Source organism: Micromonospora sp. NPDC048986, assembly GCF_040649335.1.
Classification (GTDB): Bacteria; Actinomycetota; Actinomycetes; order Mycobacteriales; family Micromonosporaceae; genus Micromonospora; species Micromonospora alfalfae.
This window is the reverse complement of sequence record NZ_JBEZFJ010000013.1, coordinates 184,205-210,247: the sequence shown is the minus strand read 5'-3', so window position 1 is coordinate 210,247 and position 26,043 is coordinate 184,205. Positions and strand designations below refer to the sequence as shown.

Here is a 26,043-nt window from a genome sequence, read left to right as displayed (position 1 = left end):
GGAGGTGCAGGAGCCCGGCGGTCTGCGTCAGTCCGGAGGCCGCTCCGACGGGGAGGCGGGGCGGCCTCCGTCCACCGCGAAGGAGATCCGCGCATGCCCCGCCGCCGCCACCGCAACCACCTGCCGACCCGACCGACCTGGCGCTGCGCCGCGTGCGGCATCGCCTGGCCCTGCTCGGCGGCGAAGCTGCGGCTGCTGGGCGAGTACCGGCACGACCGGCTCGCGTTGACCGTCTACCTGGCGACGCTGCAGGCAGAGGCCGGTGAACACCTCGTCGACGTCGACCCGGCCCGGCTGACCGACCGCTTCCTCTCCTGGGCCCGCGCCCGCGCCTGACCTCGCGAGCGCACCGCCAAGCGAGAACACGCTAGGTTCCGGAGGGTCGGAGTGGGACGGCAAGGTGGTGTTCGGCACATGAGCAGGTACAAGCGGGCCGGTGACGACGTGATCCGCTGGCCGGACAGCCCGGACGCGCGGAAAGCGCTCCAGGAATGGTTCGACGACGCTTCGGCCACGGCGTACCTCTCCGGGGATCTTCTTGATTTTCGCGGGGCGGACCTCAGCCGGCTCGATCTGGCCGGCGCTTATCTCGCCAATTCCCACCTGGCCGGTGTCCGATTCGAGGAGGCCAACCTCGGCGACGCCAACCTGACCAACGCCGACGTGCAGGGCGCGGATTTCTCCCGCGCCGACCTGGCCAAGGCGGAAATGGCGGGTTGCTCGGCCGGTAGGGCGGTCTTCTGTTCGGCTCGGCTGTTCGCGGCGCAGCTCGACGATGCCGTTCTCAAAGGGGCGGATCTCCGCCACGCCATTCTCAACTCCGCCACGCTCTACAAGACCGATCTGCGCGACGCCAACCTTGAGCTGGCCAGCCTGCGCTGGTGCACGCTCGGCGGCACGAGCATGCCGACGGTGCTGACCGGCACGAGGATGTTCGGCTGTCAGTTCGAGGGCGCGAAGGGCGCCGTCGTCGGCCCGGTCCTCGTCGATGAGGAAGCGACCCGGTCCCTCGGCGGCGCTGAACTGGAGGCGTGGTTCTCAGCGCAGGGCGCGGAGCACGTCCAGGTGGTGGGCTGACGCCGCCGCCCAGACGATTCAGACCGGCATGCAGGTTCCTGTCGGCCTGCGGTGGGTCGGCGGCTGACGGCCGCCTGAACGCGGTGTCGCTGACCGGTGGGAGAGCCGGCGCCATTCGGAGTACCCACGGACCTCCGAAGGGCGCCGACCCGCGGCCCTGTTCGTCCGGTCAGCCGTCGATGCTGGGCCATTCAAGACTCGAACAGCTCGGCTGGATCAGGTTGTCCATCCCGTCGACCAGGCAGATCTTGAGCCCGATGACCTCGTTCTTCGCGACGTTGTTCGGGAAGATCGTGTACGGGTCGTAGATGACCGAAGTCCACGCGCCGTTGCCGTTGTACTTCGTGCCGAGGTACTTCCCGTGCAGCCACGCCCAGACCTGCACCCCGTGGCCATCGGCGGCGATGTCGCGGATGACCAGATAGTCGTCGTTGTTACCGCCGCCGGCCGCGCCGGGGCCGTAGTCGATGAAGTCGACTGCGCCGCCCGACTGGCCGGTGTAGACCGTGTAGTCGTCGTTGCCAGCGGCAGCCGCCGGGTTTGTGGTGGCCAGGATCGCGGTCAGCGCCACCGTCAGCGGCAGTAGTACCCGCCTGGCAAGGGCTCGTGTCATGTCCGTCGCACTCCTCTGCATCGCTCGCTCCGGCCCTTCGGTCGGTGCCGATTGGCTTGATCATTGCGATGCCGGCTTGTCCAGACCTTCGACAAACCTTGAACCCCGAGGTCACGAGATCCGCGAACGGGACGCCAACCTGGAGGTCGCCAACCTGCGGTGGTGCACGCTGGGCGGCGCCGGATGCAACGGCTGCCAAGCACAGACGACTCAGGGCCGGTCCCCGTGGGGCCGGCCCTGTCGTTCGTGCAGCTCAGGCGAGCGGAGGATACGAGATTCGAACTCGTGAGGGTGTAAACCCAACACGCTTTCCAAGCGTGCGCCCTAGGCCTCTAGGCGAATCCTCCGCGAGCCAGGATACAGGCCCGTGTCGGCCGGGCCACCCCACCACCCCCTGAAGATCGACCGGCGGTCGGGTAGGCTGGGCGTCACCTCCCGTGCGGCGGTATCTCGTGAACCTCCCCAGGGCCGGAAGGCAGCAAGGATAAGCGAGCTCTGCCGGGTGCACGGGAGGCCTTTTTGTCTGTGGACCGGTTGATCCACTCGGCATCCGTGATGTCGCGGTGTCCCGGCCACGCGGACACAGCGGTTTCCAGGAAGCCGAGTCGATCAAGCCCGGTGGCCAGGCGGCAACCCAGGCGCCCGGGGTGGTGGGTGGTCACCCGCGCCCGACCGGCGCAGAATGGCTCGGTCGAGAGGAGGCGGGACGAGTGACGCTGGCGCTCTACCGCAAGTACCGGCCGCGTACCTTCGCTGAGGTCATCGGCCAGGAGCACGTGACCGAACCGCTGTCGCAGGCGCTGCGCAGCGGACGACTCAACCACGCCTACCTCTTCTCCGGCCCCCGTGGCTGCGGCAAGACCACCAGCGCCCGGATCATGGCCCGCTCGCTCAACTGTGAGCAGGGCCCCACTCCCGAGCCGTGCGGCAAGTGTGACTCCTGCCGCTCGCTGGCCGCCGACGGCGCTGGTTCGATCGACGTGATCGAGATCGACGCGGCCAGCCACGGTGGTGTCGACGACGCCCGCGAGCTGCGCGAGCGCGCCTTCTTCGCGCCGGCCAGCAGCCGCTTCAAGATCTACATCATCGACGAGGCGCACATGGTCTCGACGCAGGGCTTCAACGCCCTGCTCAAGCTGGTCGAGGAGCCCCCGGAGTACGTCAAGTTCATCTTCGCCACCACCGAGCCGGAGAAGGTCCTCGGCACGATCCGGTCGCGGACCCACCACTACCCGTTCCGGTTGTTTCCGCCGAAGGTGGTCCGCCCGTACCTGGAGCAGCTCACCCAGGCCGAGGGCGTCGCAGTCGAGCCGGCGGTCTTTCCGCTGGTGGTCCGCGCCGGTGGCGGCAGCATGCGGGACAGCCTCTCGGTGCTCGACCAGCTCATCGCCGGCGCAGGCGCCGAGGGGGTCAGCTACGCGCGGGCCGTCGCGCTGCTCGGGGTCACCGACTCGGCGCTGATCGACGAGATGTGCGACGCGCTGGCCGCCGGTGACGGCGCAGCCGCGTACGCCACAGTCGACAGGGTCGCCGAGGCCGGGCACGACATGCGCCGGTTCGCCTCCGACCTGCTGGAACGGCTGCGCGACCTGATCGTCATCCAGCAGGTGCCGGACGCCGCCGCGAAGGGCCTGATCGACGGCCCGGCCGACCAGATCGAGCGGATGGCAGCCCAGGCTTCACAGCTCGGCTCGGCCACGCTCTCCCGCTGCGCCGACATCGTGCACAACGGCCTGGTCGAGATGCGCGGCACCACAGCGCCCCGTCTGCTGCTGGAGCTGATCTGCGCCCGGATGCTGCTGCCCGGCGCTGACGACTCCACCGGCGGCCTGCTCCAACGCCTGGAGCGGATGGAACGCCGGCTCACCCTGGGCGGCACCGAAGCGCCGTCGGCCGCCGCCGGCTCCGCGCCAACCAACCACCCAGGGGTACGCCCACAGCCAGCCACCCCGGTCCCGGCTGCCGCCACCCCGGCACCCGCGAACGCCCCTACCTCCGCACCGCCGTGGGAGGTCGGCCCGGCGGCGTCGCCGGCCCAGGGCGCTCCCGCCCCGGCTGCCTCGGTCACCGAGACACCGGCCCCACCCGCTCCGACCTCCGGTGCGCCGGCCTCGTACGTCTCGGCGGCCGACTCGCCGATCCCGGCCTCCCCCGGCGCGTCGACCGGGTCGGCAACCGCTGACCAGGCCGTACCCGTCTCGCCCGCCGGGTCGGCCCCGCGTCGCGTGGTGCCACCGTCGGCGGTGCTCCCCGACCCGGCCACGCCCGCGCCGCCCCGACCGGGCGCGCCGGCCGCCGCGCTGGACGCGGTAGCGGTCCGCCGCGTCTGGCCCGACGTGGTCGGCAAGGTCAACCGGACCAACAAGCGGATCGCCGCCCTGATGCGCGACGCGGTCGTCCGCGAACTCGACGGCGACATGCTGGTGCTGACTGTGAAGTCCACAGTGCTGGCCAAGATGATGGCCGACCACGCGGCGGTGCTCACCGACGCGCTCTACGAGGAGTTGGGCGGGCGCTGGCAGATCCGGTGCGAGGTGGCCGGCGAGCGCGGTGGCGTGTCGCTGCCCAGCTCACCGCGCACGCAGCAGACCGCACCGCCTCGACCCGCCGCCCCGCCAGCCCCGCCGTCCGCAGCGACCCCGACTGCCGCCGGCCCGACGAGTGCGCCGCCAGCCCCGCCAAGCTCGAACCCCGCGCCAAGCTCGAACCCCGCGCCAAGCTCGAACCCCGGATCAGGCTCGAACCCCGTGCCTGGTTCGAACGCCGCGCCTGGCTCGAACGCCGCGCCTGGCTCGAACGCCGCGCCTGGCTCGAACGCCGCGCCTGGCTCGAACGCCGCGCCTGACTTGAGCGCCGCGCCTGGTTCGAACGCGTCTGGCTCGAACACCGCGCCGAGTGCGAGCGCCGCCGGTCCGATGACCGCCGCGCCGACCGCGGCGAACCCGACCGCCGCTGACGGCTCGGCTTCGCGTGGCGGTGTCGGCGGGGGTTCCGCTGGTCACGGTGCTGGTGGGCAGGGCACAGCGCCGTCCGCCCCGGCATCCGACGACGACTGGCCGGAGGCGGCCCGCCCCGGCGGCACGGCCCTCGCCGCCGAGGCTACTGATGACGAGGACTGGCCGGAGGCCGCCCGACCTGGCGGCGCATCGGCCGGAAACGAATCGGGCCCCCACGCCGCACGAGCGTCGAGCGGCGCGAACGGCAGCACCGGGAACGGCAGCACCGGCAGCGGCAGCACCGGCAGCGGCAGCACCGGGAACGGCAGCACCGGGAACGGGAACGCTGGCAGCGGCAGCACCGGCAGCGGCACCAACGGCACCGGGCCCGGCGGTTCGGGCGGCCCGGGGTCAGTGGCCGGTGGCGGTAAGCCGGGCGGACGGGGTAACCCGACACCGGGGGCCCGGCAGCCGGCGGCAGCCGGTGGTGCGCCGGTGAGCAGCGCCATCGCCGCGGCTCGCGCGGCGGCGGCGGGGCGCGGTGCGCGTACCGGAGCGGCAGCCCGGCCCGTCGCGGACGCCGAGTGGGCGGGCGAGCCGCCCTACGACCCGGACTTCGACGGCCCTGCGCGGGCCGGCCGACCCGGCGGCGCGGCACCGGCCCCGGCCTTTGAGGGGTTCGACCCGGGCGACGAGCCGTTGGACGAGATCATCGACGAGAAGACCGCGCGGGAGTCCAGCGAGGAGCAGGCGGTACGGCTGCTCCGGGATACCTTCGGCGCGGAGAAGATCAACGAAGTCGACGCCCGCTGACGGCCCCGCGCGGTGCCGTCGATCATGGAGTTGTGGTGGGTGGCAAATCCCTCATCGCTGCCCTATTCAGGCACCACAACTCCATGATCGGCGCGGGCAGGGGCAGGGGCAGGGGCGGGGGTTTCGGCCAGTAGGACGCCCAGGGCGCAGGCCCAGAGGGGGAAGGGTAGGACTGCTACCCGTTCCATGCCGCCGACCCCGATCCCCAGGCCCTGTTGGGCGGCGAACAGTGTCGTTCCGGCCAGCGCGACGAGCCCGGCGGTGACGGTGAGTCGTCGCCATCGGCCGAGCGTCGTGCTGCCTGGTGCGAAGCCGGCGAGGAGCAGACCGACGTTGCCGATGCCCATGATCAGGACTGCGCCGAGGACGTGCAGGTTCTCGTCGATGTCGGCCGGGTAGCGGGCGACGAGGGCGTATCCGCCGGTGGCCAGCAGCAGGAGTGTCTGGGCCGTGCGCACCACCGGGCCGTGACCGAGAGCCCGCCAGGTCAGCACGAGCCCGCCGGCGAGCAGGACGGCGGTGGCCAGTGTCGCGGTGTTCATCAGCGGGTGCCACGGTGAGCAGACGTAGCGGGGGCGGGTGGTGTCCCAGATGCCGCAGTGGGCGTTGCCGAGATCGCTGATGTTGTGGGTGGCCCAGCTGTAGGCAGGTTCGCGCCACCGCAGCCCGGTGATCAGGCTGGCGACGAGGAAGATGGGCGCGGCCGCGAGCCAGCACAGTGCGCCGACCCGGCCGGTGCGGTTGAGGTTCATGTCATGAGCAGACCAGTGCGACGGCTGTGGGCGCACTACCAGCAGATGGCCGATTCGGGGTAGGGGTAGCCGTACCCGAAGGCTCGGCGTGGGCGGACGCACCGGGCGGGGCGAGGTCGGTCCCAGCGGATAGGCTGAGCGGCGGTCGAGCAGACGAGTGCGAGAAGGAGCCATCCCGTGCGCCCAGGTGGACAGCCGAACATGCAGCAGATGCTGAAGCAGGCGCAGAAGATGCAGCAGCAGATCGCCGCCGCCCAGGCCGAGCTGGCCGAGGCCGAGCTGACCGGCACCGCCGGCGGCGGGTTGGTCACCGCGACCGTCTCCGGCTCCGGTGAGCTCAAGGCCATCAAGATCGACCCGAAGGCCGTCGACCCGGACGACGTGGAGACGCTTGAGGATCTGGTCGTCGCGGCCGTGCACAACGCCGCCGAGGCGGCCCGGGAGCTGACCGAGCGCAAGATGGGCCCGGTCGCCGGCGGCATGGGCGGCCTCGGCCTGCCCGGTTTCTGAGCCGGCAGATGTACGAAGGTGCCATCCAGGATCTGATCGACGAGCTGGGTCGGCTGCCGGGCGTGGGTCCGAAGAGCGCTCAGCGGATCGCGTTCCACGTCCTCTCGGCGGATCCGGCCGACGTCAACCGGCTGGCCGGCGCGCTGCGCAAGGTCAAGGAGCTGGTGCGGTTCTGCACGACCTGCTACAACGTGGCCGAGTCCGAGCAGTGCCGGATCTGCCGCGACCAGCGTCGCACCGACGAGGTGCTGTGCGTGGTGGAGGAGCCCAAGGACGTGGTGGCCATCGAGCGGACTGGTGAGTTCCGCGGTCGCTACCACGTGCTGGGTGGCGCGATCAATCCGTTGGAGGGGATCGGCCCGGACAATCTGCGCATCCGGGAGCTGATGATCCGGCTCGGTGGCGGCGGGGTGCGGGAGCTGATCCTGGCCACGGACCCGAACACCGAGGGCGAGGCGACCGCCACCTACCTGGCGTTGATGGTGAAGCCGATGGGCATCTCGGTGACCCGGCTGGCCAGTGGGCTGCCGGTCGGCGGCGATCTGGAGTACGCCGACGAGATCACCCTCGGTCGGGCCTTCGAGGGGCGTCGCGCGGTCTGATTCCCTGACGTACTGCCGGTGGCCGGCACCCCGGGTGGGTGCCGGCCACCGCTGCGTCTCTGCCCGGAAATGATCTGACACCTGTGCCCTCATCGGGGCTGTTCGACGTAACAGTTTGGCATCGCGGGCACTGATTGATCGGTTTTTGCCGCTGTTTACCTACGAATCGAATGTCAAACGGCGGTTGAGGCACGATCCGATACCAACCGTCCACTCAGCGGTTTCCGGGTGGACGCATCGGGAGCTATGGTCACCGCCATCGGTGACCCCTGTCACCACGTTGTCCGTACCCCCAAGGACGAGGTGAAGCACACATGCGTGCACCCAGGCCGAAGGTCGCGATCGCGGCCATCGCGGTCGCGGCCCTCGCGGTAGCAGGCTGCGCCGAGAGCAACCGCGACGACAAATCAGGCGGTAGCAAGAAGGACACCCTCGTCTTCGGCGTCGCCGGAGACCCGAAGGTGCTCGACCCGAGCTTCGCCAGCGACGGTGAGTCGCTGCGCGTGGCGCGTCAGGTCTTCGAGACCCTGGTCCGTCCGGAGGAGGGTGGCACGAAGGTCACCCCCGGCCTGGCCGAGTCCTGGACCCCGGACGCCGCCGGCACCACCTGGACCTTCAAGCTCCGCTCGGGCGTGAAGTTCCACGACGGCACCGACTTCAACGCCGAGGCCGTCTGCGTCAACTTCAACCGCTGGTACAACGCCAAGGGCCTCATGCAGAGCCCGGACGTGACCGCGTACTGGCAGGACGTCATGGGCGGCTTCGCCAAGAACGAGAACGCGGATCTCCCGCCGAGCCTCTTCAAGTCCTGCACCGCCAAGGACGCCACCACTGTGGACCTGTCCTTCACCCGGGTCTCCAGCAAGGTCCCGGCCGCGCTGATGCTGCCCTCGTTCGGCATCCACAGCCCGAAGGCGCTGCAGGAGTTCGACGCGAGCAACGTCGCGGGCACCGCCGAGGACATCAAGTACCCGGCGTACGCGACGGAGCACCCGACCGGCACCGGCCCGTTCAAGTTCAAGACCTGGGACGTCGCGAACAAGACGCTGACCCTGGAGCGCAACCAGGACTACTGGGGCACCAAGGCCAAGCTGAAGACCGTCATCTTCAAGACGATCTCGGACGAGAACGCCCGCAAGCAGGCGCTGCGCTCCGGCGACATCCAGGGCTACGACCTGGTGGGCCCGGCCGACGTCGAGCCGCTGAAGAGCGAGGGCTTCAACATGCTCACGCGCCCGGCGTTCAACGTGCTCTACCTGGCGATCAACCAGAAGGGCAACCCGAAGCTCGCCGACCTCCGCGTCCGGCAGGCCATCGCGTACGCCCTGAACCGTCAGCAGCTGGTCACCTCCAAGCTGCCGCCGGGCGCCAAGGTCGCCGACAACTTCATGCCGGACACCGTCGAGGGCTGGAACGGTGACGTCACGAAGTACACCTACGACCCGGCCAAGGCGAAGGCGCTGCTGGCCGAGGCCGGCGCGTCGAACCTGACGCTGAGGTTCCACTACCCGACCGAGGTCACCCGGCCGTACATGCCGAACCCGAAGGACATCTTCGAGTTGCTCTCGGCGGACCTGAAGGCCGTTGGCATCACCGTCGAGGCGATCCCGCTGAAGTGGAGCCCGGACTACCTGAACGCCACCACCTCGGGTAGCAAGCACGACATCCACTTCCTGGGCTGGACCGGTGACTACGGTGACGCCTACAACTTCATCGGCACCTTCTTCGACCGGCCGAAGGACGAGTGGGGCTTCAACAACAAGGCCCTGTTCGACCAGTTCAAGGACGCGGACGGCACCGCCGACATCGCGGCCCGGACCGAGAAGTACAAGGCCCTGAACAAGTCCGTGATGGACTTCCTGCCCGGTGTGCCGATCTCGCACTCGCCGCCGGCGATCGTGTTCGGCAAGGACGTGACCGGCGTCAAGGCGAGCCCGCTCACCGACGAGCGGTACGCGACCGCCGAGTACAAGTAAGTCCTGATCTGACGCAGCAAGGAACGCGGGCGGGCGCTGTCGCACAGCGCCCGCCCGCAACCCTCCGCACCCCTTCGAGGCCGCCGTGTTCCGGTTCATCGTCAGGCGCCTGCTTCAGCTGATACCCACGCTGTTCGGGCTCTCCCTCCTGCTCTTCATCTGGCTCCGCCGTCTCCCCGGCGGCCCCGAGACCGCCATCCTCGGCGAGCGCGGCACCCCCGAGATGCGGGCCGCCATCCGCCGCAACATGGGGCTCGACGAGCCCATCCTGGTGCAGTACGGCCGCTTCGTACGGCGGATGATCAAGCTCGACCTGGGCACCTCGACCTCCACCAAGCGGGCGGTCACCACTGAGTTCATCGAGCGCTTCCCTGGGACCGTCGAGCTGACCATCACCGCGATGATCATCGCGATCGGCGTCGGTATCCCGCTGGGTTACCTGGCCGCCCGTCGTCGCGGCCGTTTCCTTGACCACGCGTCGGTGGGCGGCTCGCTGATCGGCATCTGCATCCCGGTCTTCTTCCTGGGCTACGTGCTCAAGGCGATCTTCTCGGAGAACCTGCACTGGTTCCCGTCCAGCGGCCGGCAGGACCCGACTCTCGGGGCGACCCGGGTCACCAACTTCTTCGTCCTGGACGGGTTGATGACCCGTGAGTGGGACGCCGCCGCCGACGCCCTCTGGCATCTGGTGTTGCCCAGCATCGCGTTGGCCAGCATCCCGCTGGCGATCATCGTCCGGATCACCCGGGCGAGCGTGCTGGAGGTGCTGAACGAGGACTTCGTACGGACCGCCGAGGCGAAGGGCCTGACCGAGCAGACGGTTCGTCGCCGGCACGTCCTGCGCAATGCCATGCTGCCGGTCGCCACCTCGATCGGTCTGCTCGCGGGCGGCCTGCTCTCCGGCGCGGTGCTGACCGAGACCGTCTTCGCCTTCAGCGGCATCGGAGCGTTCGTCGCCGAGGCCATCGGCCAACGCGACTATCCGGTGCTGATGGGCTTCATCCTGATCATCGCGGTGGTGTACGTGCTGGTGAACCTCCTGGTCGATCTCTCCTACAGCTTCATCGACCCGAGGGTGAGGGTGCGATGACACTCAGCCCAGGCAAGAAGCGTGAAAAGATCGACCGGCTTTCCGAACTGGCCGCCCGCGACGACGAGCGGGGCGTCAGCCTCTGGCAGGAGGCGTTCCGCCGGCTGCGCGGCAACCCTGCCGCGATCGTCGGCGCGATCATCCTGGCGCTCTTCGTGCTGGTAGCGGTGGTCGGCCCGTTCCTCGTGCCGTACGCGGCGACGGACACGATCGGCATCCGGGAGGGGCTGATCAAGCCGGGTGTCATCCCCGGCCCGACCGGTGATCACTGGTTCGGTTACGACCACCAGGGCCGCGACGAGTTCAGCCGGATGATCGTTGGTGCCCGCCAGACCCTGCTGGTCGGCGTGGTCTCCACCCTGATCGGTCTGGCGATCGGCGCGCTGATCGGTGGCGTCTCCGGCGCGGCGGCCGGTCTCGGCGGCCGGTGGGGGCGGTGGATCGACACCACCCTGATGCGGTTCATCGACATGCTGCTGGCGATGCCGAGCCTGCTGCTGGCGGTGAGCATCGCCGCCCTGCTCGGGGCCAGCCTGACCACTGTGATGATCGCGGTCGGCGTGGTCTCGGTGCCGGTCTTCGCCCGGCTGCTGCGCGGCTCGATGATCTCCCAGGCCAACAGCGACTACGTGCTGGCGGCGACGTCGCTCGGCGTGAAGAAGTCGAAGATCGCGCTGACCCACGTGGTGCCGAACTCGCTCGCCCCGGTGATCGTGCAGGCCACGCTGACCCTGGCCACCGCGATCATCGAGGCCGCGGCGCTCTCCTTCCTCGGCCTCGGCAACCCGGACACCGCCGTACCGGAGTGGGGGGTCATGCTCGCCGACGCGCAGCAGTACCTCGGCATCCGGCCGTCGCTGGCGATCTATCCGGCCGTCGCGATCATCATCACCGCGCTCGGCTTCACCCTGCTGGGTGAGGCGATGCGTGAGGCCCTCGACCCGAAGCTGCGGAAGTAGGCCCGCAATGGCACTGCTCGAAGTTGAAGATCTCTCCGTCACGTTCGCCCGCCGCGGTCAGCGGGCCGTGCACGCTGTCGACGGGGTGTCCTTCTCCGTCGACGCCGGTGAGGTGGTCGGCCTGGTCGGCGAGTCCGGCTGCGGCAAGAGCGTCACCTCGCTCGCGATCATGGGCTTGCTGCCCAAGCAGCCCGGCCTTTCGGTTGGCGGCAAGGCCGTCTTCGACGGCACCGACCTGCTCCAGCTCGACGACCGGTCGCGGCGCGACATTCGGGGTCGGGACATCGCGATGATCTTCCAGGACCCACTCTCCTCGTTGAACCCGGTGATCCCGATCGGGTTGCAGGTGACCGAGGTGCTCACCCGGCACCGGGGGATGAAGGGCGAGACCGCGGCGAAGGAAGCGGCGGCGCTGCTGGACCGGGTCGGCATCCCCGACCCGAAGCGGCGGCTCAAGGAGTACCCGCACCAGCTCTCCGGTGGGATGCGCCAGCGTGCGCTCATCGCGATGGCGGTGGCCTGCCAGCCTCGACTGCTGATCGCCGACGAGCCGACCACCGCGTTGGACGTCACCATCCAGGCGCAGATCCTGGAGCTGCTCAAGGAGCTGGTCCGGGACTCCGGCACCGCACTGCTGATGATCACGCACGACCTGGGCGTGGTGGCCGGCATGTGCGACACCGTCAACGTGCTCTACGGCGGCCGGGTGGTGGAGACCGCCCGCCGTCGTCCGCTGTTCCGCCAGCCGCGTCACCCGTACACGGTGGGTCTGCTCGGTTCGGTGCCGCGCCTGAACGCCGGGCGGGGCGAGAAGCTCAACCCGATTCCCGGTTCGGTCCGCGACCTGCTGCCCTGGCCGGACGGATGCGCCTTCGCCCCGCGCTGCGCCCGACGGACCGACGAGTGCGTGGGTGAGCCGCCGGAGCTGGTGCACGCGCACGACGGACGGAGCTACCGGTGCGTCAACCCGGAGCCGCTGCCGGGCATGGTGCCCGCCCCGCGCGAGGAGGAATCAGCGTGAGCGAGCGAACCGAGAACGACATCCTCGTCGAGGTGCGCGACCTGAAGGTGCACTTCCCGATCAAACGGGGGGTGCTCTTCGACCGGGTGGTCGGCCAGGTGAAGGCCGTCGACGGGGTCGACCTGAGCATCGCGCGCGGCAAGACGTACGGCCTGGTGGGTGAGTCCGGCTGCGGCAAGTCCACGTTGGGTCGGGCGCTGCTCCAGCTCACCCCGCCGACCGCCGGTGAGGTCAGCTTCGACGGCGTGGAGCTGACCACGCTGCCGTCCGGCAAGCTGCGCAGCATGCGTCGCCGGATGCAGATGATCTTCCAGGACCCGATGTCCAGCCTGGACCCCCGGCAGAACGTCGAGTCGATCCTGACCGAGGGCCTGCAGACGCACGGGATCGGCGCCGACCGCACCGACCGTCGACGGATCATCGGCGAGACCCTGGACGCGGTGGGGCTGCCGCGCTGGGCGCTGTCCCGCTACCCGCACGAGTTCTCCGGCGGGCAGCGGCAGCGCATCGGTATCGCCCGCGCGCTGGTGCTCGGGCCGGAGCTGATCGTCGCCGACGAGCCGGTCTCGGCGCTCGACGTGTCGATCCAGGCCCAGGTGGTCAACCTGCTGGACGAACTCCAGGACAGCCTGGGGCTGACCTACCTGGTGATCGCGCACGACCTCGCTGTCGTCCGGCACATCTCCGACACCGTCGGCGTGATGTACCTGGGCGCGCTTGTCGAGGAGGCGCCGAGCGACAGGCTCTACAACGAGCCGCTGCACCCGTACACCCGGGCGTTGATGTCGGCGGTGCCGGTGCCGGACCCGGACGTGGAGGACCGCCGGGAGCGGATCCTGCTCGCGGGTGACCTGCCGTCGCCGGCGAACCCGCCGTCCGGCTGCCGGTTCCACACCCGCTGCCCGTGGGCGCAGCCCACCCGCTGCGCCGACGAGCGACCGGTGCTGCGGGAGATCGGCGCCAGCCGGGTGGCGTGCCACTTCGCCGAGCAGATCGCCAGCGGCGAACTGCGGCCGCACGGGGTCAGCGCGCAGGTCGTCCGGCCCGAGGGCGAGGGGGAGACGCCAGGCGTGGTCTCCGCACCCACCGAGCCCGGTTCGTACGTCTGAGACTGGACGCGGTGCCGGCGGCCGTCAGCCCTCGGGGCGGTTCAGCAGCCCCACCGCGACGCCGTGCACCGCGTCCAGCCCAGCCGGATCGGCCAGTGTGACCGAGGTGCCGGTCACCGTGTACCACTCGTCAGCGTCCTTGTACTGCACCCGCAGTGTGATCTTGCCGTCCGCGTATTCGGTGCGCAGCGTCAGATCACCGGTGACGACGCCGACCTCGTCGGTCATCACGCCGCCGGGGCCGGGCACGATGTCGGTGCTGCGGTTCTGCGGGCCGGCCGCGCCGCCGGAATCCGCGACCATGCCGGCACCGGGCACGGCGGCAGGGGTCTCGGCGGTGCCGTCGGCGGTCATCCCGGCGGCGGACGGGCCGCTCTCCTCGGCGGCGGTCACGAACAGCTCCCCACTCAACAGCCCTCCAACATGTCGGTCAGGGCGGCCTTCTCGGCGGTCGTCACGGTCAGCCGCCAGTAGTGCTTGACAGTCACCCAGTCCTGAGCGTATTTGCACCAGTAGGACCGGTTTGCCGGCTTCCACTGGGACGGGTCCTGGTCACCCTTTGCCCGGTTCGAGGAGGCGGAAACCGCGAAAAGCTGCGGACGGGTGGTGTCGTTGGCGAAATCACCGCGCTTCGCGTTGTCCCACTCATCGGCACCCGAGCGCCACGCGTTGGCCAACGGCACCATGTGGTCGATGTCCACGTCGGAGGGATCCGAGAAGCTGCGACCGTCGTACACGCTCTCCCAGCGCCCACCGACCACGTTGCAGCCGGAGAGCTTCACATCCTTGCCGTCGCGCTGGAGGATGCTGTCGCGGACATCGCAGTTCTTGCCGGTGTCCCGCCAGTGCGGGAAACGCTCCCGGCTGTAGCCCTTCATCGAGCCGGCGGTAGCGACGGTGAGCTGACTCAACTGCTCCGCGGCGTTGCCGCCGCCGCCGTCGCTCGACGGCGGTGTGGTCGGCTCATCCTGCGGGACGCAACCGGCCACGCCGAGCGCCAGCGCCGCGGTAAACGCGGCCACCGCCGCTCGCGGTCCTGATCTGGTACGCACAGACGACACCTCTCCAGCTTGGGGGCTCCCGGCGATTGCGCACAGTACCCGGGCGCGGTTTCGGCGTTTCGTGGCGTCTCCCACATGATGCAAGGCAGATTGGTGGGATGAGCGCACCCGTACCGGCGACTGCCCTCCGGATGGGCACCACCGCCGGCCGGGGCACGCTGCTCGCCGCCGTACTCGCCTCTGGCATGGTCTTCCTCGACAGCACTGTCGTCAACGTGGCGCTGCCGAAACTCGGGCAGGACCTCGGCGCGAACGTGGCCGATCTCCAGTGGACCATCAACGGCTACCTGCTGATGCTGGCGGCGTTCGTGCTGCTCGGCGGCGCGCTGGGCGACCGCTTCGGCCGGCGACGCATCTTCCTCATCGGCGTGGTCTGGTTCACCGCCGCCTCAGTGCTCTGCGGGCTGGCCCAGGACACCGGCATGCTGATCGCGGCCCGGTTCCTCCAGGGCGCCGGTGGCGCGCTGCTCACGCCCGGGTCGCTGTCGGTGCTCCAGGCGAGCTTCCATCCCGACGACCGGGGCCGGGCAATCGGTGCCTGGGCCGGGCTGTCCGGGGTGTCCACCGCGCTCGGGCCGTTCATCGGAGGCTGGCTGATCGACGCGCTCTCCTGGCGCTGGATCTTCTTCCTCAACCTGCCGATCGCCGTGCTGGTGCTGCTCGCCGCCCTGCGCTGGGTGCCGGAGAGCCGGGACGAGAGCGCCTCCCGCACCGAGGGACCGGGTCGGATCCGACGGCGGTTCGACGTCGCCGGAGCCCTGCTCGGAGCGCTAGCGCTCGCCGGCGTCACCTACGCCCTGATCGACGCGCCGGCCCGCGGGTTCGACTCCGCCGAGGTGCTCATCGCGGCAGCGGTCGGGGTGCTCTCCGCAGTGGCCTTCGTCCTGCTGGAACGGCGGCGTGGCGACGCCGCGATGCTGCCCACCGGGCTGTTCAGCAGCCGACTCTTCTCGGTGCTGAACATCTTCACAGTCGTCGTGTACGCGGCGCTCGGCGGTTTCACCTTCTTCTTCGCCGTCTACCTACAGAACGTGGTCGGCTGGTCGGCCTTCCGCACCGGCATCGCGCTGCTGCCGATGACACTGCTGCTGTTGGTCGGCTCCGCGCGCGCCGGTGCGCTCTCCGCCCGGATCGGCCCACGGCTGCCGCTGGCCATCGGACCTGTGGTCGCCGCGATCGGCCTGCTGCTGCTGCGCGGCGTCGGACCGGGCGCGTCGTACTGGCGGGACGTGCTGCCCGGAGTGCTGCTCTTCGGCATCGGGTTGACCCTGGTGGTGGCACCGCTGACCGCGTCGGTGCTGGCCGCCGTGCAGGACCGGTTCTCCGGAGTGGCCAGCGGGTTCAACAACGCCGCGTCCCGCGCCGGCGGACTGCTCGCGGTGGCGGCGCTGCCACTGCTGGTCGGGCTCTCCGGCGGCGGGTACGAGCAGAAGGCCGAGCTGACCGACGCGTTCCGGGGCGCCATGCAGTGGTGTGCCGGGCTGCTCGTGGCCGGCGCGCTGCTGGCCCTCGTGCTGGTCCACCGACCGCCCCGGAAAGCCCCGCCGTCCCAGCCCTGCCATTCACTGCCCGCCGCGACACCCCCGAAGTAGGAAGCCCACTTCGGGGGTGTCGCGCCCAGGTCAGCGGCGGGCGCGGTTGACGGCGCTGGTGACCGCCTTGATCGACGCGGTGACGATGTTGGCGTCGGTGCCCACACCCCAGACCGTCCTGCCGTCCACCTCACACTCCACGTACGCGGCGGCCTGCGCGTCACCACCGGAGGAGAGCGCGTGCTCGTGGTAGTCCAGTACCCGTACGCCCACCCCGACCGACTGGAGCGCGTTCACGTACGCGTCGATCGGGCCGTTGCCGACCGCGGCGAGGGACCGCTGCTCGCCGCCCACACCGACCTGGGCCTCGATCTCGACCTTGCCGTCCACCGTGCTGATCGTGTAGCCGGTCAGCCGGACCGCCGGGTCGGGCTGGTGGTCGAGCAGGTAGTGCGTCGCGAAGATCTCCCACATGGCGGCCGGGTCGACCTCGCCGCCATCGTGATCGGTGACCTGCTGCACCACCCCGGAGAACTCGATCTGGAGCCGGCGCGGCAGGTCCAGTTGGTGCTCGCTCTTCATGATGTACGCCACGCCGCCCTTGCCGGACTGCGAGTTGACCCGGATGACCGCCTCGTAGGTGCGGCCCAGGTCCTTCGGGTCGATCGGCAGGTACGGCACCGCCCAGGTGTGCTCCTCCACCGGCACGCCGGCCGCCTTCGCGTCGGCGGCGAGGGCGTCGAAGCCCTTCTTGATCGCGTCCTGGTGGGAACCGGAGAAGGCGGTGTAGACCAGGTCGCCCGCGTACGGGTGGCGCTCGTGCACCGGCAGTTGGTTGCAGTACTCGACGGCTCGCCGGATCTCGTCGATGTTCGAGAAGTCGATCATCGGGTCGATGCCCTGGGAGAAGATGTTGAGCCCCAGGGTCACCAGGTCGACGTTGCCGGTGCGCTCACCGTTGCCGAACAGGCAGCCCTCGATGCGGTCCGCGCCAGCGAGCAGGCCCAGCTCGGCGGCGGCGACGCCGGTGCCCCTGTCGTTGTGCGGGTGCAGGCTCAGCACCACGCTGTCGCGCCGCGGCAGGTGCCGGTGCATCCACTCGATCGAATCGGCGTACACGTTGGGGGTGGCCATCTCGACGGTGGCCGGCAGGTTGATGATCAGCGGCCGATCAGGGGTCGGGTCGATCACGTCGATCACCCGGGAGCAGACCTCCAGCGCGTACTCCAGCTCGGTGCCCGTGTACGACTCCGGCGAGTACTCGTAGAAGATCTCCGTGTCCGGGGTGTGGATCTCGGCGTACTTCTGGCAGAGCCGCGCCCCGGTGGTGGCGATGTCGGCGATGCCGTCCCGGTCCAGGCCGAAGACCACCCGCCGTTGGAGGGTGGAGGTCGAGTTGTAGAAGTGCACGATGGCCCGCTTCGCGCCGCGCAGCGACTCGAACGTCCTGTCGATCAGGTGCTCCCGGCACTGCGTGAGCACCTGGATGGTGACGTCGTCCGGGATCATGTCGTCTTCGATGAGCTGCCGGACGAAGTCGAAGTCGGTCTGGCTGGCCGACGGGAAGCCGACCTCGATCTCCTTGTAGCCCATCTGGACCAGCAGCTGGAACATCCGGCGCTTGCGCTCGGGCGACATCGGGTCGATCAGGGCCTGGTTGCCGTCGCGGAGATCCACGGCGCACCAGCGGGGGGCGGCCTCGACGGTGCGGGTGGGCCAGGTGCGGTCCGGCAGTTCGACCCGGAACTGCTCCCGGTACGGCTGGTAGCGGTGGTACGGCATCCGGCTCGGGCGTTGCCGGGCGATCGGATCGGTTTCGGCGTCGGTGACAGGTTGAGCCATCTCAGAGTGCTCCCTGGAACATGTGGCGTCAGCAGATCGGAAGGTGTCGGCGAGATGCCGGGCGACGGTGCGCGGCGGTGCCGAGAAGAAGTTCGGATGTGCTGGACGGCGCGATGCGACTCCGCGACGAGGTGCCGGCCGGTCAGGCCTCGTCGCGGCGGCTAAGGAGGAGCAGCGCCTGCCACATGACCAGGTCACCCTACGTGATGGAACGGGGGGTGGAAAGACAGGTCCGGACTATGGGACCGGGGTCATGGCCGGCGCTGCGGCCTCGGCACCCAACCGCGGCGTGCGGCCGACCCAGGCCACCGCGGGCACGATCGCCAGCGCGACCAGCACGAAGATCGCTGCCGTCGGTAACCAACCCCACCCGCCGGTGGTCACCCCGAGCGCGGTCAGTCCGGCCGGCGCGATCAGGTACTGCACCTGCACGCCGAGTTCCAGCGCCCCCACGTACGCGCCGCGCTGGTCGGCCGGCGGCAGGGTGGCGGTGAGCCCCCAGGTGCCAGCCGACTCGATCAGCTCGGCCAGGATCAGCAGCAACGCGGCGGCCACCAGCACCACGACGGTGAGCGCGCCCCGAGTGACGCCGGAAATCGGCAGGGCCAGGCAGAACAGGGCGATCAGCAGTCCACCCCGACGGGAGGCCCGGGCCGCGCCCGCCGCCGTGTCAGCGCCCCGGCTGACACGCACCTGGAGCAGCACGATCAGGACCGTGTTGAGCAGCACCAGAGCGGCAATCATCGTCTTCGGGGCGTCGGTGTGCGTCAGGATCCACAGCGGCATGACCGTCAGGTAGAGCGTCTGGTGCGCGGTGAGCAGCCCGGACAGCACTGACACCGCCATGAACGGCCGATCCCGGAGCACGGCGAGCCGACTCGTCGGCTGCGCCGGCCGGGCCACCTGCGGCAGCCGGGGCAGTCGCCGCACGAAGAGGGCCGTCACGAGGAAGACGGTCGAGATGAACCACACCATCCCCCGGTACGCCGTGATGGTGTCCACCGTCAGCACCAGGCCGCTGATCACCGCGCCGAGCCCGAAGCCGACGTTCAGCGACGAGCGCTGGTACGCCATCGCCGTGACCCGTTCGGCCGGCCGGAGCGCGTTGATCGAGTAGACCTGCCGGGCCACGCCGACAGCGGCGTCCACGGCGGCCAGCGCCACCACCACGGCGAGGAACCCCGCGAAGCCGCCCACGAACGGGTAGGTCGCGAACAGCGCCGCGTTGAGCACCAGCCCCACCACCCAGACCCGCTGTGGCCCGTACCGGTCGGTGAGCCCACCCAGCGGCACCGTGCCCAGCAGCGACACCCCCGCCGCGATGGACAGCCCCAACCCGACCTGGGCGGCGCTGAGCCCGAGGGCCCGGGTGAAGAAGACGGCGCTGCCGGCGTGGAACAGGCCGCTTCCTACGGCGTAGACCATTGCCTGCACGGCCAGGGCGCGGGTCAGCCCGGCCGGCGGTACGACGTCTCGAACGACGGTGCGGATTGTTTCTCTGGTCCCCATGTCCGGGGAGTGAAGCGGGCTCCCATCGTTGCGGTCGAGTCTTTTAGGCTGGACCGAATCCTGCTCCAGGGGGGCGTGTGTCCGAGTTGCGGTTCAGCCTGGCCGACGTGGCGGGAGTACGGCTCGCCGTGTCACCTGTCAACGAGACGGTCATGAGCATGTGGGCGCTGGCCAACCCGGTCCGCTACGCGGTGCACCTGCAGTGGATCGACCGGGCCCGGGTGACGTTGCGTCGCCCGGAGGTGGCCGAACGGGTCCGACCTCTGGTGGGGTTGGTGGTGCCGGGTCGCTGGCTGCCCGACTTCCTCACCCCGGCGGCCCGACCGAACGTGGAGATGGCCGAGCAGCTTGACCAGATCGCCGCGACGCCGCCGGCCGTGGTGGTCCAGGACCTGCTGTCGACCACCTGGCAAAAGCCGCTGAGCCCGTTCGGCCGGGCGCTGCTCGCCGACCCCGGCGGGCTGCTGCCGCAGGTCGTCGACGCGGTGCGGGTCTGGTACGACGAGGCGATCGCCCCGGACTGGCAGCGGATGCGGGCGTTGCTCGACGCCGACGTGGCGTACCGGGCCGCCCAACTCGCCGAGAGCGGCGCCGGTCGGTTCTTCGAGCAGCTCCACCCGAGCCTGCGCTGGCACGGCGACCGGGTGATCAGCGACGACACGTTCGAGCGGGACTTCGACCTCCGCGGGCGTGGGCTGGCGCTGAATCCGACAGTGTTCACCGAGCAGCACGTGCTGTGGAACCTGCTGGAGGATTCGCTGCCGGCCGGGGCGTACCCGGTTCGTGCCGTCGGGACGCTCTGGGAGGCGAGCGCGTCGCCGCCCGGCGACCCACTGGCAAGGGTGATCGGGCCGGGCCGGACCGCGCTGCTGCACCTGCTTGAGACGGCGCTGACCACCACCGACCTGGCCAGACTCACCGGCATGTCCGCCGGAAACGTCTCCCAGCACCTGGCCGCGTTGCACGGCGCCGGCCTGGTGTCCCGGTCCCGCGAGGGTCGGCACGTGCGCTATCGCAACACCGATGCCGCGGCGGTCCTGCTCCGGGCCAGCCGGGGCGGGTGACCCCGGCGCTCGATCAGCGCAGCAGCAACTCGGCGACCGGGCGACGGTGCCGCAGGCCGGTTTCGCGGGCGTGCAGGTCGGCCGGGAGGGCGAACGGGTCCCCGAGTCGGCCGACGGCGGCGACCACCAACGGGCGGACGCCGCCGGGCAGGTCGAGTTCGGTGGAGAGGCCGGCCCGGTCGAATCGGGTGAGCTGGTGCACGTGCAGGCCGAGCGCCGTGGCCTGCACTGTCAGGTGGGCGATCGCCTGCCCCAGGTCGTACGCGGCCCGCTCGGCGTCGAGGCCGGTGTGGGCGCCGACCACCAGGGTCGCGGCGTGCCGGATCCAGATCTGGTCGTCGACCGGGAGGCTGATCAGGATCCGCTTCCAGGTCTCGTCCTCGCGGTGGCCGAGGGCGAACCGCCAGGGCTGTCCGTTCTCCGCCGACGGGGCCCAGCGCGCGGCCTCAAGCAGCGAGGCGGACTCCTCCGGGGTCAGCTCGGCGCTCGGGTCGAAGGCTCGTGGACTCCAGCGGTAGGCGAGCAGCGGGGTGAGGTCGGCCATACACCGGATCGTCCTGTATGGGTGATTCGCCCCTCAGGACGGGGTGCCTGAATGTGGGCAAGAGCACCCGTAACGGGACGAAGATCAGGGCGTTCCCGCGCCCGGGCTCTCCGACGGGTCCGGGGTGGGCGGCGCCGCGGTGTCGAGCGGCTCCCGGTCGATCACCACCGGCCCGGCCAACTGCACCGTGGCCGGTGCCGGGCCGGGTGCGGCGGCCAGCCTCAACGTCCCGGCCCCGGTCCGGACGCCCGTCGGCGTGCCGTCCTGGTCGTAGCAGTAGATGCCCACGTCCAGCGGGGCGTTGAGCGACGCCGAAGTGGAATCCACCGAGTAACAGGCGCCGGTGAGGCCCTCGGGGGCGTTGGCCGGAGCGACAGCCAACGGCGCGCGTCGGTCGGTGAGGACGTCCAGCCAACCGGTGAGCAGGTGCTGGACCCGGGGATCCGACCGGCGTGGGATCGCATCGTCGCGATCACCCAGGCGTACACAAGTCGCCGACTCGGTGTGACCGGCCGACGGCAGGGCGCACTGGAACAGCCCGTCCGCCGTGCTGGCCATCGACACGTCGGCGGTGCCACCCAGGGCGCCCCCCGGCACGTCCACCCGCCAGCTCCCGTCGTTCGCGCTGGTGAACACGATGGTGCGGTCCGGTTGACCCGCCTGGCTGTAGACGTACTGGGCCACCAGGTGACGGTCCTGAGCCGCCGCGGCCAGCGCGGCCAGCTCATCCCGTGCGGCGTCCACCTCGACCGGCGCCGGATCGGCGGGCGGCGGAGTCGGGGGCTGCTCACCGGTACAGGCGACCAGGAGGGCTGGCAGGGCGAGGACGAGCGGCCCGATCACGCGGCCGGCCGAGCGGATGAGGACGGGCACCGGCCCATTCTGGTGGGTGCGGGCGGTTGGCGGGTGCCGGTGCGTACCGAGCTCGTTCCGGCGTGTCGGGCGGGGCTTTCCGGCGTACCCGTCCGACCTGGTGGGACCGGCCGGGCCGGTCCCGGCCGGGCCGGATGGTGGGATCACCTGACCCGGCTTCGTTATCCGCCGGATACCCTCATGGGGTCTGACACGCGCCGCCGGCCCCGGTTCCGGCGGCGTCGGCACGCTCAGGGTCGCTGGGAGGGAGTGCACCGTCGTGGCGCTCGTGGTGCAGAAGTACGGCGGGTCCTCCGTCGCCAACGCCGAGCGGATCAAGCGGGTGGCCGAGCGCATCGTCGCCGCCCGCAAGGCCGGCGACGATGTGGTGGTGGTGGTCTCCGCTATGGGCGACACCACCGACGAGCTGCTCGACCTGGCCAACCAGGTGAGCCCGCTGCCGCCGGGCCGCGAGCTGGACATGCTGCTCACCGCCGGGGAGCGGATCTCCATGGCCCTGCTGGCCATGGCCATCCACAACCTGGGGTACGAAGCCCGCTCGTTCACCGGTTCGCAGGCCGGCGTGATCACCACCTCGGTGCACGGTCGCGCCCGGATCATCGACGTCACCCCCGGGCGGCTCAAGGGCGCGCTCGACGAGGGCTCGGTGGTCATCGTGGCCGGCTTCCAGGGCGTCTCGCAGGACACCAAGGACGTCACCACGCTCGGCCGTGGCGGTTCGGACACCACCGCCGTGGCGCTCGCCGCCGCCCTGCACGCCGACGTCTGCGAGATCTACACCGACGTGGACGGCATCTTCACCGCCGACCCGCGGATCGTGCCCAACGCCCGGCACATCCAACAGATCACCTACGAGGAGATGTTGGAGCTGGCCGCCTGCGGCGCGAAGGTGCTGCACCTGCGTAGCGTGGAGTACGCCCGCCGGGCGGGGTTGCCGATCCACGTCCGTTCGTCATACTCGACCAACACCGGCACGATGGTCACCGGATCGATGGAGGACCTTTCCGTGGAGCAGGCACTGATCACCGGGGTCGCGCACGACCGCAGCGAGGCCAAGATCACGATCGTCGGGGTGCCCGACGAGCCGGGTGCCGCCGCGCGGATCTTCGACACCGTCGCCAGCGCCGAGATCAACCTCGACATGATCGTGCAGAACGTCTCCACCGAGGGCACCGGCCGGACGGACATCTCGTTCACCCTGCCCAAGGCCGACGGGCCCACCGCGATGGCGGCGCTCAGCAAGATCCAGGAGCCGGTCAAGTTCAAGGGCCTGCTCTACGACGACCACGTCGGCAAGGTCTCGCTGATCGGCGCGGGCATGCGCTCGCACCCCGGTGTGGCGGCCGGCTTCTTCGCCGCGCTCGGCGCGGCCGGGGTCAACATCGAGATGATCTCCACCTCCGAGATCCGGGTCTCGGTGGTCTGCCGGGACACCGACCTCGACGCCGCCGTCCGCGCCATCCACGACGCGTTCGAGCTGAGCGGCGACACCGAAGCCGTGGTCTACGCGGGGACGGGTAGGTAGCGCCAATGACGGCGCTGCCCACCCTCGCCGTGGTCGGAGCGACAGGTGCCGTCGGCACCGTGATGTGCGAGCTGCTCACCGGGCGACGCAACGTCTGGGGTGAGATCCGGCTGCTCGCCTCCGAGCGCTCCGTCGGGCGCCGGGTGCGCTGCCGGGGCGAGGAGCTCGTCGTCCAGGCGCTGACCCCCGAAGCGTTCGACGGGGTCCAGGTGGCAATGTTCGACGTGCCCGACGAGGTCTCCGCCGAGTGGGCGCCGATCGCCGTCGCCCGGGGCGCGATAGCTGTCGACAACTCCGGCGCGTTCCGGATGGACCGCGACGTCCCGCTGGTCGTTCCCGAGATCAACCCCGAGCAGGTCCGCAACCGACCCAGGGGCATCATCGCCAACGCCAACTGCACCACCCTCGCGATGATCGTCGCTGTCGCGCCGCTGCACCGCGAGTACGGCCTACGAGAGCTGGTGCTCGCCTCCTACCAGGCGGTCTCCGGAGCCGGTCAGTCCGGCGTCGACATCCTGCACGACCAGCTCACCAAGGTCGCCGGCGATCGGGCGCTCGGCTCGCGCACCGGCGACGTACGCCAGGCGGTCGGCGACGACCTGGGCCCGTTCCCGGCGCCCATGGCGCTCAACGTGGTCCCCTGGGCCGGCTCCCCGGCCGACAGCGGCTGGTCATCGGAAGAGATGAAGATCCGCAACGAGTCGCGGAAGATCCTCGGCCTGCCCGACCTCAAGGTCTCCGCCACCTGCGTCCGGGTGCCGGTGGTCACCGCCCACTCGGTCGCTGTGCACGCGAACTTCGCCACCGAGGTCGACGCCGAGGGCGCCCGCGAGGCGCTGCGCAACGCCCCCGGGGTGATCGTGGTCGACGACCCCGCGGCCGGGGAGTTCCCCATGCCGATCGACGCCGTCGGCACCGACCCGTCCTGGGTCGGCCGGATCCGTCGCGCCCTGGACGACCCCCGCGCCCTCGACTTCTTCGTCACCGGCGACAACCTCCGCAAGGGCGCGGCCCTCAACACCGCCCAGATCGCCGAACTCCTAGCCAAAGAACTCCGCACCCCCTAACCCCACGCACTCCCACACCCCCGCGCCCGTCCGAGCCCGTCCGTGCCCGTCCGCGCCTCCGCGATCTTGCAGTTTGTGTGCCGGCACAAGGGGCGAGAGCGACAAAACGGCAACCGAAAGTGCAAGATCGGCGGGGATGTGGGGGCGGTCTACGCGGCGGAGAGTAGGACGCCGTCTCGGCCTTGGCGTTTGACCGCGTAGAGGGCCTGGTCGGCTCTTTTCAGGGTGCGGTCGGGTGTTTCGCCGGGGCGGGGTAGTGCGACGCCCACGCTGATCGTGCGGCCGATGCGTCGGGCCGCCTCGGTGAGCCGTTCGGCGATCCGGACCGCCTCTTCCGGGCGGCTCACCTCGATCACCGCGACGAACTCGTCGCCGCCGATCCGGTACAACTCGTCGCCGTGCCGAAGCGCCCCCTCCAGCGCCCGGGCCAACCCGACCAGCACCTGGTCGCCGGCCTGGTGACCGTACGTGTCGTTAACGGTCTTGAAGCCGTCCACGTCGATCGCCAGCAGGGCAGTACGCCCGGGGGTGGCCGCAGCGATCCGCTGCCCGAACGGGCCGGTGTGCCGCAACCCGGTCAGCGGGTCGGAGCTGGCCTGCTCCCGCAGCCGGGCCAGCGTGCGCAGCCGGTCCACGCTCGTCCAGGACTGCCCGGCGAGCAACTCCATCAGGCTGACGGTTGTCGGGTCCGGGCGCAGGGCGCGTTCGTCGGCGACCAGCAGCACCCCACCGGCGTCCGTCGGCCCGACCGGCACGGCGACCAGCGTCCGTACCCCCGCCCGGGTCAGCGGACGGTAGTCCTCGGTCGGGGGGTGCCCGGCCTCGCCCAGCGTGTACCCGGCGCCGTACCGGTGCGCCCGCTCGACCATCCGGTCCAGGGCGGCCGGACCCGCCGCCGCCAGCTCGGCGCGGATCCGGGTCTCCAGGTCGCTCGGCGTCGCCGGGGACGGGCCGAGCTGACCGCCGATCAGCAGCAGTGCTGTGGAGAGGGTGGAGACCTCCCGGGCGGCACGGGCGGCCGCCCCCATCACCTCTGCCTCGGTCGGTGCGGAGGAGAGCGCCGCCGCATGCCGCAGCAGCTTCTCACTGCGACTCTCCGCCGGTGGGCCACCGAGGGCGGCGATCCGCGCGCCGAGCCCGTCGGCGAGCCGCTGCGCGGTCTCCCGCCACGGCTCCAGGTCGGTCGGCTCACTCCACTGCAGGTCGAGCACGCCGATCGCCCGGCCCGTCGGATCCAGCACCGGTACGCACAACTCGGCTGTCACATCCGGGCGGACCGGCAGGTAGTCCGGGTCGACGGTGACGTCCGGGACGACGGCGGGAGCGCCGGTCGCACACACCCGGCCCACGATGCCGGTCCCCGCCGGCACGGTGGCGAAGACCTGCCAGGCCCCGGTCGCCGCGACGCAGCGCAGGCGATCGTGGACCGCGAGCAGCACGGAGATGGTCGCCGGGGTGTGGCGGGACAGCGCGGTGACCGTCCACCGACACGCCTCCGGCGTGCTCGACGCCATCGGCAGGCGGACGGTGACGTCACGGATGACTCGCTGATGATCCACTCGCACGTC

Annotated in this window: 22 protein-coding genes, 1 tRNA gene, 1 other RNA gene and 1 pseudogene; 15 read left to right on the top strand and 10 right to left on the bottom strand. The window is 70.7% G+C overall.

What is annotated here, in order from left to right; all coding sequences use genetic code 11:
* Positions 1-93: 93 nt before the first annotated feature.
* Positions 94-336: a flavin reductase gene (locus tag AB0B94_RS25365; protein WP_357285136.1), complete on the top strand. Its 243-nt coding sequence runs from the start codon at positions 94-96 to the stop codon at positions 334-336.
* A gap of 108 nt (positions 337-444) precedes the next feature.
* A complete protein-coding gene (locus AB0B94_RS25360) occupies positions 445-1,077 on the top strand; it encodes a pentapeptide repeat-containing protein (RefSeq protein ID WP_357285133.1) in 633 nt (210 codons plus the stop codon).
* Positions 1,078-1,246: 169 nt separating this feature from the next.
* Here AB0B94_RS25360 and AB0B94_RS25355 read toward each other — a convergent pair whose 3' ends face one another.
* Both AB0B94_RS25355 and AB0B94_RS25350 read right to left on the bottom strand, forming a co-directional pair.
* Positions 1,247-1,690: a hypothetical protein gene (locus AB0B94_RS25355; protein ID WP_238667286.1), complete on the bottom strand. Its 444-nt coding sequence runs from the start codon at positions 1,688-1,690 to the stop codon at positions 1,247-1,249.
* A gap of 262 nt (positions 1,691-1,952) precedes the next feature.
* A tRNA-Ser gene (locus AB0B94_RS25350) sits at positions 1,953-2,037 on the bottom strand.
* 82 nt (positions 2,038-2,119) lie between these two features.
* Here AB0B94_RS25350 and ffs point away from each other — a divergent pair.
* Positions 2,120-2,209, top strand: an RNA gene (gene ffs, locus AB0B94_RS25345) — signal recognition particle sRNA small type.
* A gap of 191 nt (positions 2,210-2,400) precedes the next feature.
* Positions 2,401-4,584, top strand: a pseudogene (locus tag AB0B94_RS25340) (DNA polymerase III subunit gamma and tau); the annotation flags it as partial.
* 917 nt (positions 4,585-5,501) lie between these two features.
* Here the strand turns inward: AB0B94_RS25340 and AB0B94_RS25335 are convergent.
* Positions 5,502-6,191: a DUF998 domain-containing protein gene (locus tag AB0B94_RS25335; RefSeq protein ID WP_357285128.1), complete on the bottom strand. Its 690-nt coding sequence runs from the start codon at positions 6,189-6,191 to the stop codon at positions 5,502-5,504.
* A 201-nt stretch (positions 6,192-6,392) separates the two neighbouring features.
* On the opposite strand from AB0B94_RS25335, the gene AB0B94_RS25330 reads away from it, so the two are divergent.
* From AB0B94_RS25330 to AB0B94_RS25300, 7 genes are all read left to right on the top strand, one after another.
* Positions 6,393-6,701, top strand: a complete 309-nt coding sequence (locus tag AB0B94_RS25330) for a YbaB/EbfC family nucleoid-associated protein (RefSeq protein ID WP_007466279.1) — start codon at positions 6,393-6,395, stop codon at positions 6,699-6,701.
* 8 nt (positions 6,702-6,709) lie between these two features.
* Positions 6,710-7,303: a recombination mediator RecR gene (recR, locus tag AB0B94_RS25325; RefSeq protein WP_091403417.1), complete on the top strand. Its 594-nt coding sequence runs from the start codon at positions 6,710-6,712 to the stop codon at positions 7,301-7,303.
* A gap of 314 nt (positions 7,304-7,617) precedes the next feature.
* Positions 7,618-9,279: an ABC transporter substrate-binding protein gene (locus AB0B94_RS25320; protein WP_357285124.1), complete on the top strand. Its 1,662-nt coding sequence runs from the start codon at positions 7,618-7,620 to the stop codon at positions 9,277-9,279.
* A gap of 85 nt (positions 9,280-9,364) precedes the next feature.
* A complete protein-coding gene (locus AB0B94_RS25315) occupies positions 9,365-10,369 on the top strand; it encodes an ABC transporter permease (RefSeq protein WP_124776655.1) in 1,005 nt (334 codons plus the stop codon).
* A complete protein-coding gene (locus AB0B94_RS25310) occupies positions 10,366-11,328 on the top strand; it encodes an ABC transporter permease (RefSeq protein ID WP_196920182.1) in 963 nt (320 codons plus the stop codon). Before AB0B94_RS25315 ends, AB0B94_RS25310 begins: the two co-directional genes overlap by 4 nt.
* Positions 11,329-11,335: 7 nt before the next feature.
* Entirely contained in the window at positions 11,336-12,349 is a 1,014-nt protein-coding gene (locus tag AB0B94_RS25305; protein WP_357285117.1) for an ABC transporter ATP-binding protein, read from the top strand.
* On the top strand, positions 12,346-13,458 hold the full coding sequence (locus tag AB0B94_RS25300; protein ID WP_357285114.1) for an oligopeptide/dipeptide ABC transporter ATP-binding protein: 1,113 nt from the start codon (positions 12,346-12,348) through the stop codon (positions 13,456-13,458). Before AB0B94_RS25305 ends, AB0B94_RS25300 begins: the two co-directional genes overlap by 4 nt.
* Before the next feature lie 24 nt (positions 13,459-13,482).
* On the opposite strand, the gene AB0B94_RS25295 is transcribed toward AB0B94_RS25300, so the two are convergent.
* Both AB0B94_RS25295 and AB0B94_RS25290 read right to left on the bottom strand, forming a co-directional pair.
* A complete protein-coding gene (locus AB0B94_RS25295) occupies positions 13,483-13,869 on the bottom strand; it encodes a hypothetical protein (protein ID WP_357285111.1) in 387 nt (128 codons plus the stop codon).
* Positions 13,866-14,510, bottom strand: a complete 645-nt coding sequence (locus AB0B94_RS25290) for an HNH endonuclease family protein (RefSeq protein WP_357285108.1) — start codon at positions 14,508-14,510, stop codon at positions 13,866-13,868. Before AB0B94_RS25290 ends, AB0B94_RS25295 begins: the two co-directional genes overlap by 4 nt.
* A 107-nt stretch (positions 14,511-14,617) precedes the next feature.
* On the opposite strand from AB0B94_RS25290, the gene AB0B94_RS25285 reads away from it, so the two are divergent.
* On the top strand, positions 14,618-16,111 hold the full coding sequence (locus AB0B94_RS25285; protein WP_357285105.1) for an MFS transporter: 1,494 nt from the start codon (positions 14,618-14,620) through the stop codon (positions 16,109-16,111).
* Positions 16,112-16,141: 30 nt separating this feature from the next.
* Here AB0B94_RS25285 and leuA read toward each other — a convergent pair whose 3' ends face one another.
* Positions 16,142-17,893, bottom strand: coding sequence for a 2-isopropylmalate synthase (gene leuA, locus AB0B94_RS25280; protein ID WP_357285101.1), 1,752 nt, complete (start codon positions 17,891-17,893; stop codon positions 16,142-16,144).
* A gap of 237 nt (positions 17,894-18,130) precedes the next feature.
* The gene (locus AB0B94_RS25275) at positions 18,131-19,402 is read right to left on the bottom strand and encodes an MFS transporter (RefSeq protein ID WP_357285097.1); all 1,272 of its coding nucleotides are present in this window, start codon (positions 19,400-19,402) and stop codon (positions 18,131-18,133) included.
* A 77-nt stretch (positions 19,403-19,479) separates the two neighbouring features.
* Between AB0B94_RS25275 and AB0B94_RS25270 the strand changes: the two genes are divergently transcribed.
* Positions 19,480-20,466 carry a DUF5937 family protein gene (locus AB0B94_RS25270; protein ID WP_357285094.1) on the top strand — a complete coding sequence of 329 codons (987 nt, stop codon included), beginning with the start codon at positions 19,480-19,482 and terminating at the stop codon, positions 20,464-20,466.
* A gap of 13 nt (positions 20,467-20,479) precedes the next feature.
* Here AB0B94_RS25270 and AB0B94_RS25265 read toward each other — a convergent pair whose 3' ends face one another.
* Together AB0B94_RS25265 and AB0B94_RS25260 are read right to left on the bottom strand one after the other, a co-directional pair.
* On the bottom strand, positions 20,480-21,010 hold the full coding sequence (locus tag AB0B94_RS25265; protein WP_357285091.1) for a nitroreductase family protein: 531 nt from the start codon (positions 21,008-21,010) through the stop codon (positions 20,480-20,482).
* Between the two features lie 84 nt (positions 21,011-21,094).
* Complete coding sequence (locus AB0B94_RS25260) at positions 21,095-21,883, bottom strand: hypothetical protein (protein WP_357285088.1); 789 nt, start codon at positions 21,881-21,883, stop codon at positions 21,095-21,097.
* Between the two features lie 259 nt (positions 21,884-22,142).
* On the opposite strand from AB0B94_RS25260, the gene AB0B94_RS25255 reads away from it, so the two are divergent.
* Positions 22,143-23,408: an aspartate kinase gene (locus AB0B94_RS25255; protein ID WP_238667273.1), complete on the top strand. Its 1,266-nt coding sequence runs from the start codon at positions 22,143-22,145 to the stop codon at positions 23,406-23,408.
* A gap of 5 nt (positions 23,409-23,413) precedes the next feature.
* Complete coding sequence (locus AB0B94_RS25250) at positions 23,414-24,475, top strand: aspartate-semialdehyde dehydrogenase (protein ID WP_238667272.1); 1,062 nt, start codon at positions 23,414-23,416, stop codon at positions 24,473-24,475.
* Positions 24,476-24,624: 149 nt separating this feature from the next.
* On the opposite strand, the gene AB0B94_RS25245 is transcribed toward AB0B94_RS25250, so the two are convergent.
* Complete coding sequence (locus tag AB0B94_RS25245) at positions 24,625-26,034, bottom strand: sensor domain-containing diguanylate cyclase (protein WP_357285082.1); 1,410 nt, start codon at positions 26,032-26,034, stop codon at positions 24,625-24,627.
* Positions 26,035-26,043 lie beyond the last annotated feature (9 nt).

Coding starts and splice junctions, on each gene's coding strand:
- AB0B94_RS25305 (WP_357285117.1), top strand. CDS start 11,336: ATGGCACTGCTCGAAGTTGAAGATCTCTCCGTCACGTTCGCCCGCCGC.
- AB0B94_RS25355 (WP_238667286.1), bottom strand. CDS start 1,690: ATGACACGAGCCCTTGCCAGGCGGGTACTACTGCCGCTGACGGTGGCG.
- recR (WP_091403417.1), top strand. CDS start 6,710: ATGTACGAAGGTGCCATCCAGGATCTGATCGACGAGCTGGGTCGGCTG.
- leuA (WP_357285101.1), bottom strand. CDS start 17,893: ATGGCTCAACCTGTCACCGACGCCGAAACCGATCCGATCGCCCGGCAA.
- AB0B94_RS25330 (WP_007466279.1), top strand. CDS start 6,393: ATGCAGCAGATGCTGAAGCAGGCGCAGAAGATGCAGCAGCAGATCGCC.
- AB0B94_RS25320 (WP_357285124.1), top strand. CDS start 7,618: ATGCGTGCACCCAGGCCGAAGGTCGCGATCGCGGCCATCGCGGTCGCG.
- AB0B94_RS25265 (WP_357285091.1), bottom strand. CDS start 21,010: ATGGCCGACCTCACCCCGCTGCTCGCCTACCGCTGGAGTCCACGAGCC.
- AB0B94_RS25250 (WP_238667272.1), top strand. CDS start 23,414: ATGACGGCGCTGCCCACCCTCGCCGTGGTCGGAGCGACAGGTGCCGTC.
- AB0B94_RS25365 (WP_357285136.1), top strand. CDS start 94: ATGCCCCGCCGCCGCCACCGCAACCACCTGCCGACCCGACCGACCTGG.
- AB0B94_RS25310 (WP_196920182.1), top strand. CDS start 10,366: ATGACACTCAGCCCAGGCAAGAAGCGTGAAAAGATCGACCGGCTTTCC.
- AB0B94_RS25335 (WP_357285128.1), bottom strand. CDS start 6,191: ATGAACCTCAACCGCACCGGCCGGGTCGGCGCACTGTGCTGGCTCGCG.
- AB0B94_RS25275 (WP_357285097.1), bottom strand. CDS start 19,402: ATGGGGACCAGAGAAACAATCCGCACCGTCGTTCGAGACGTCGTACCG.
- AB0B94_RS25285 (WP_357285105.1), top strand. CDS start 14,618: ATGAGCGCACCCGTACCGGCGACTGCCCTCCGGATGGGCACCACCGCC.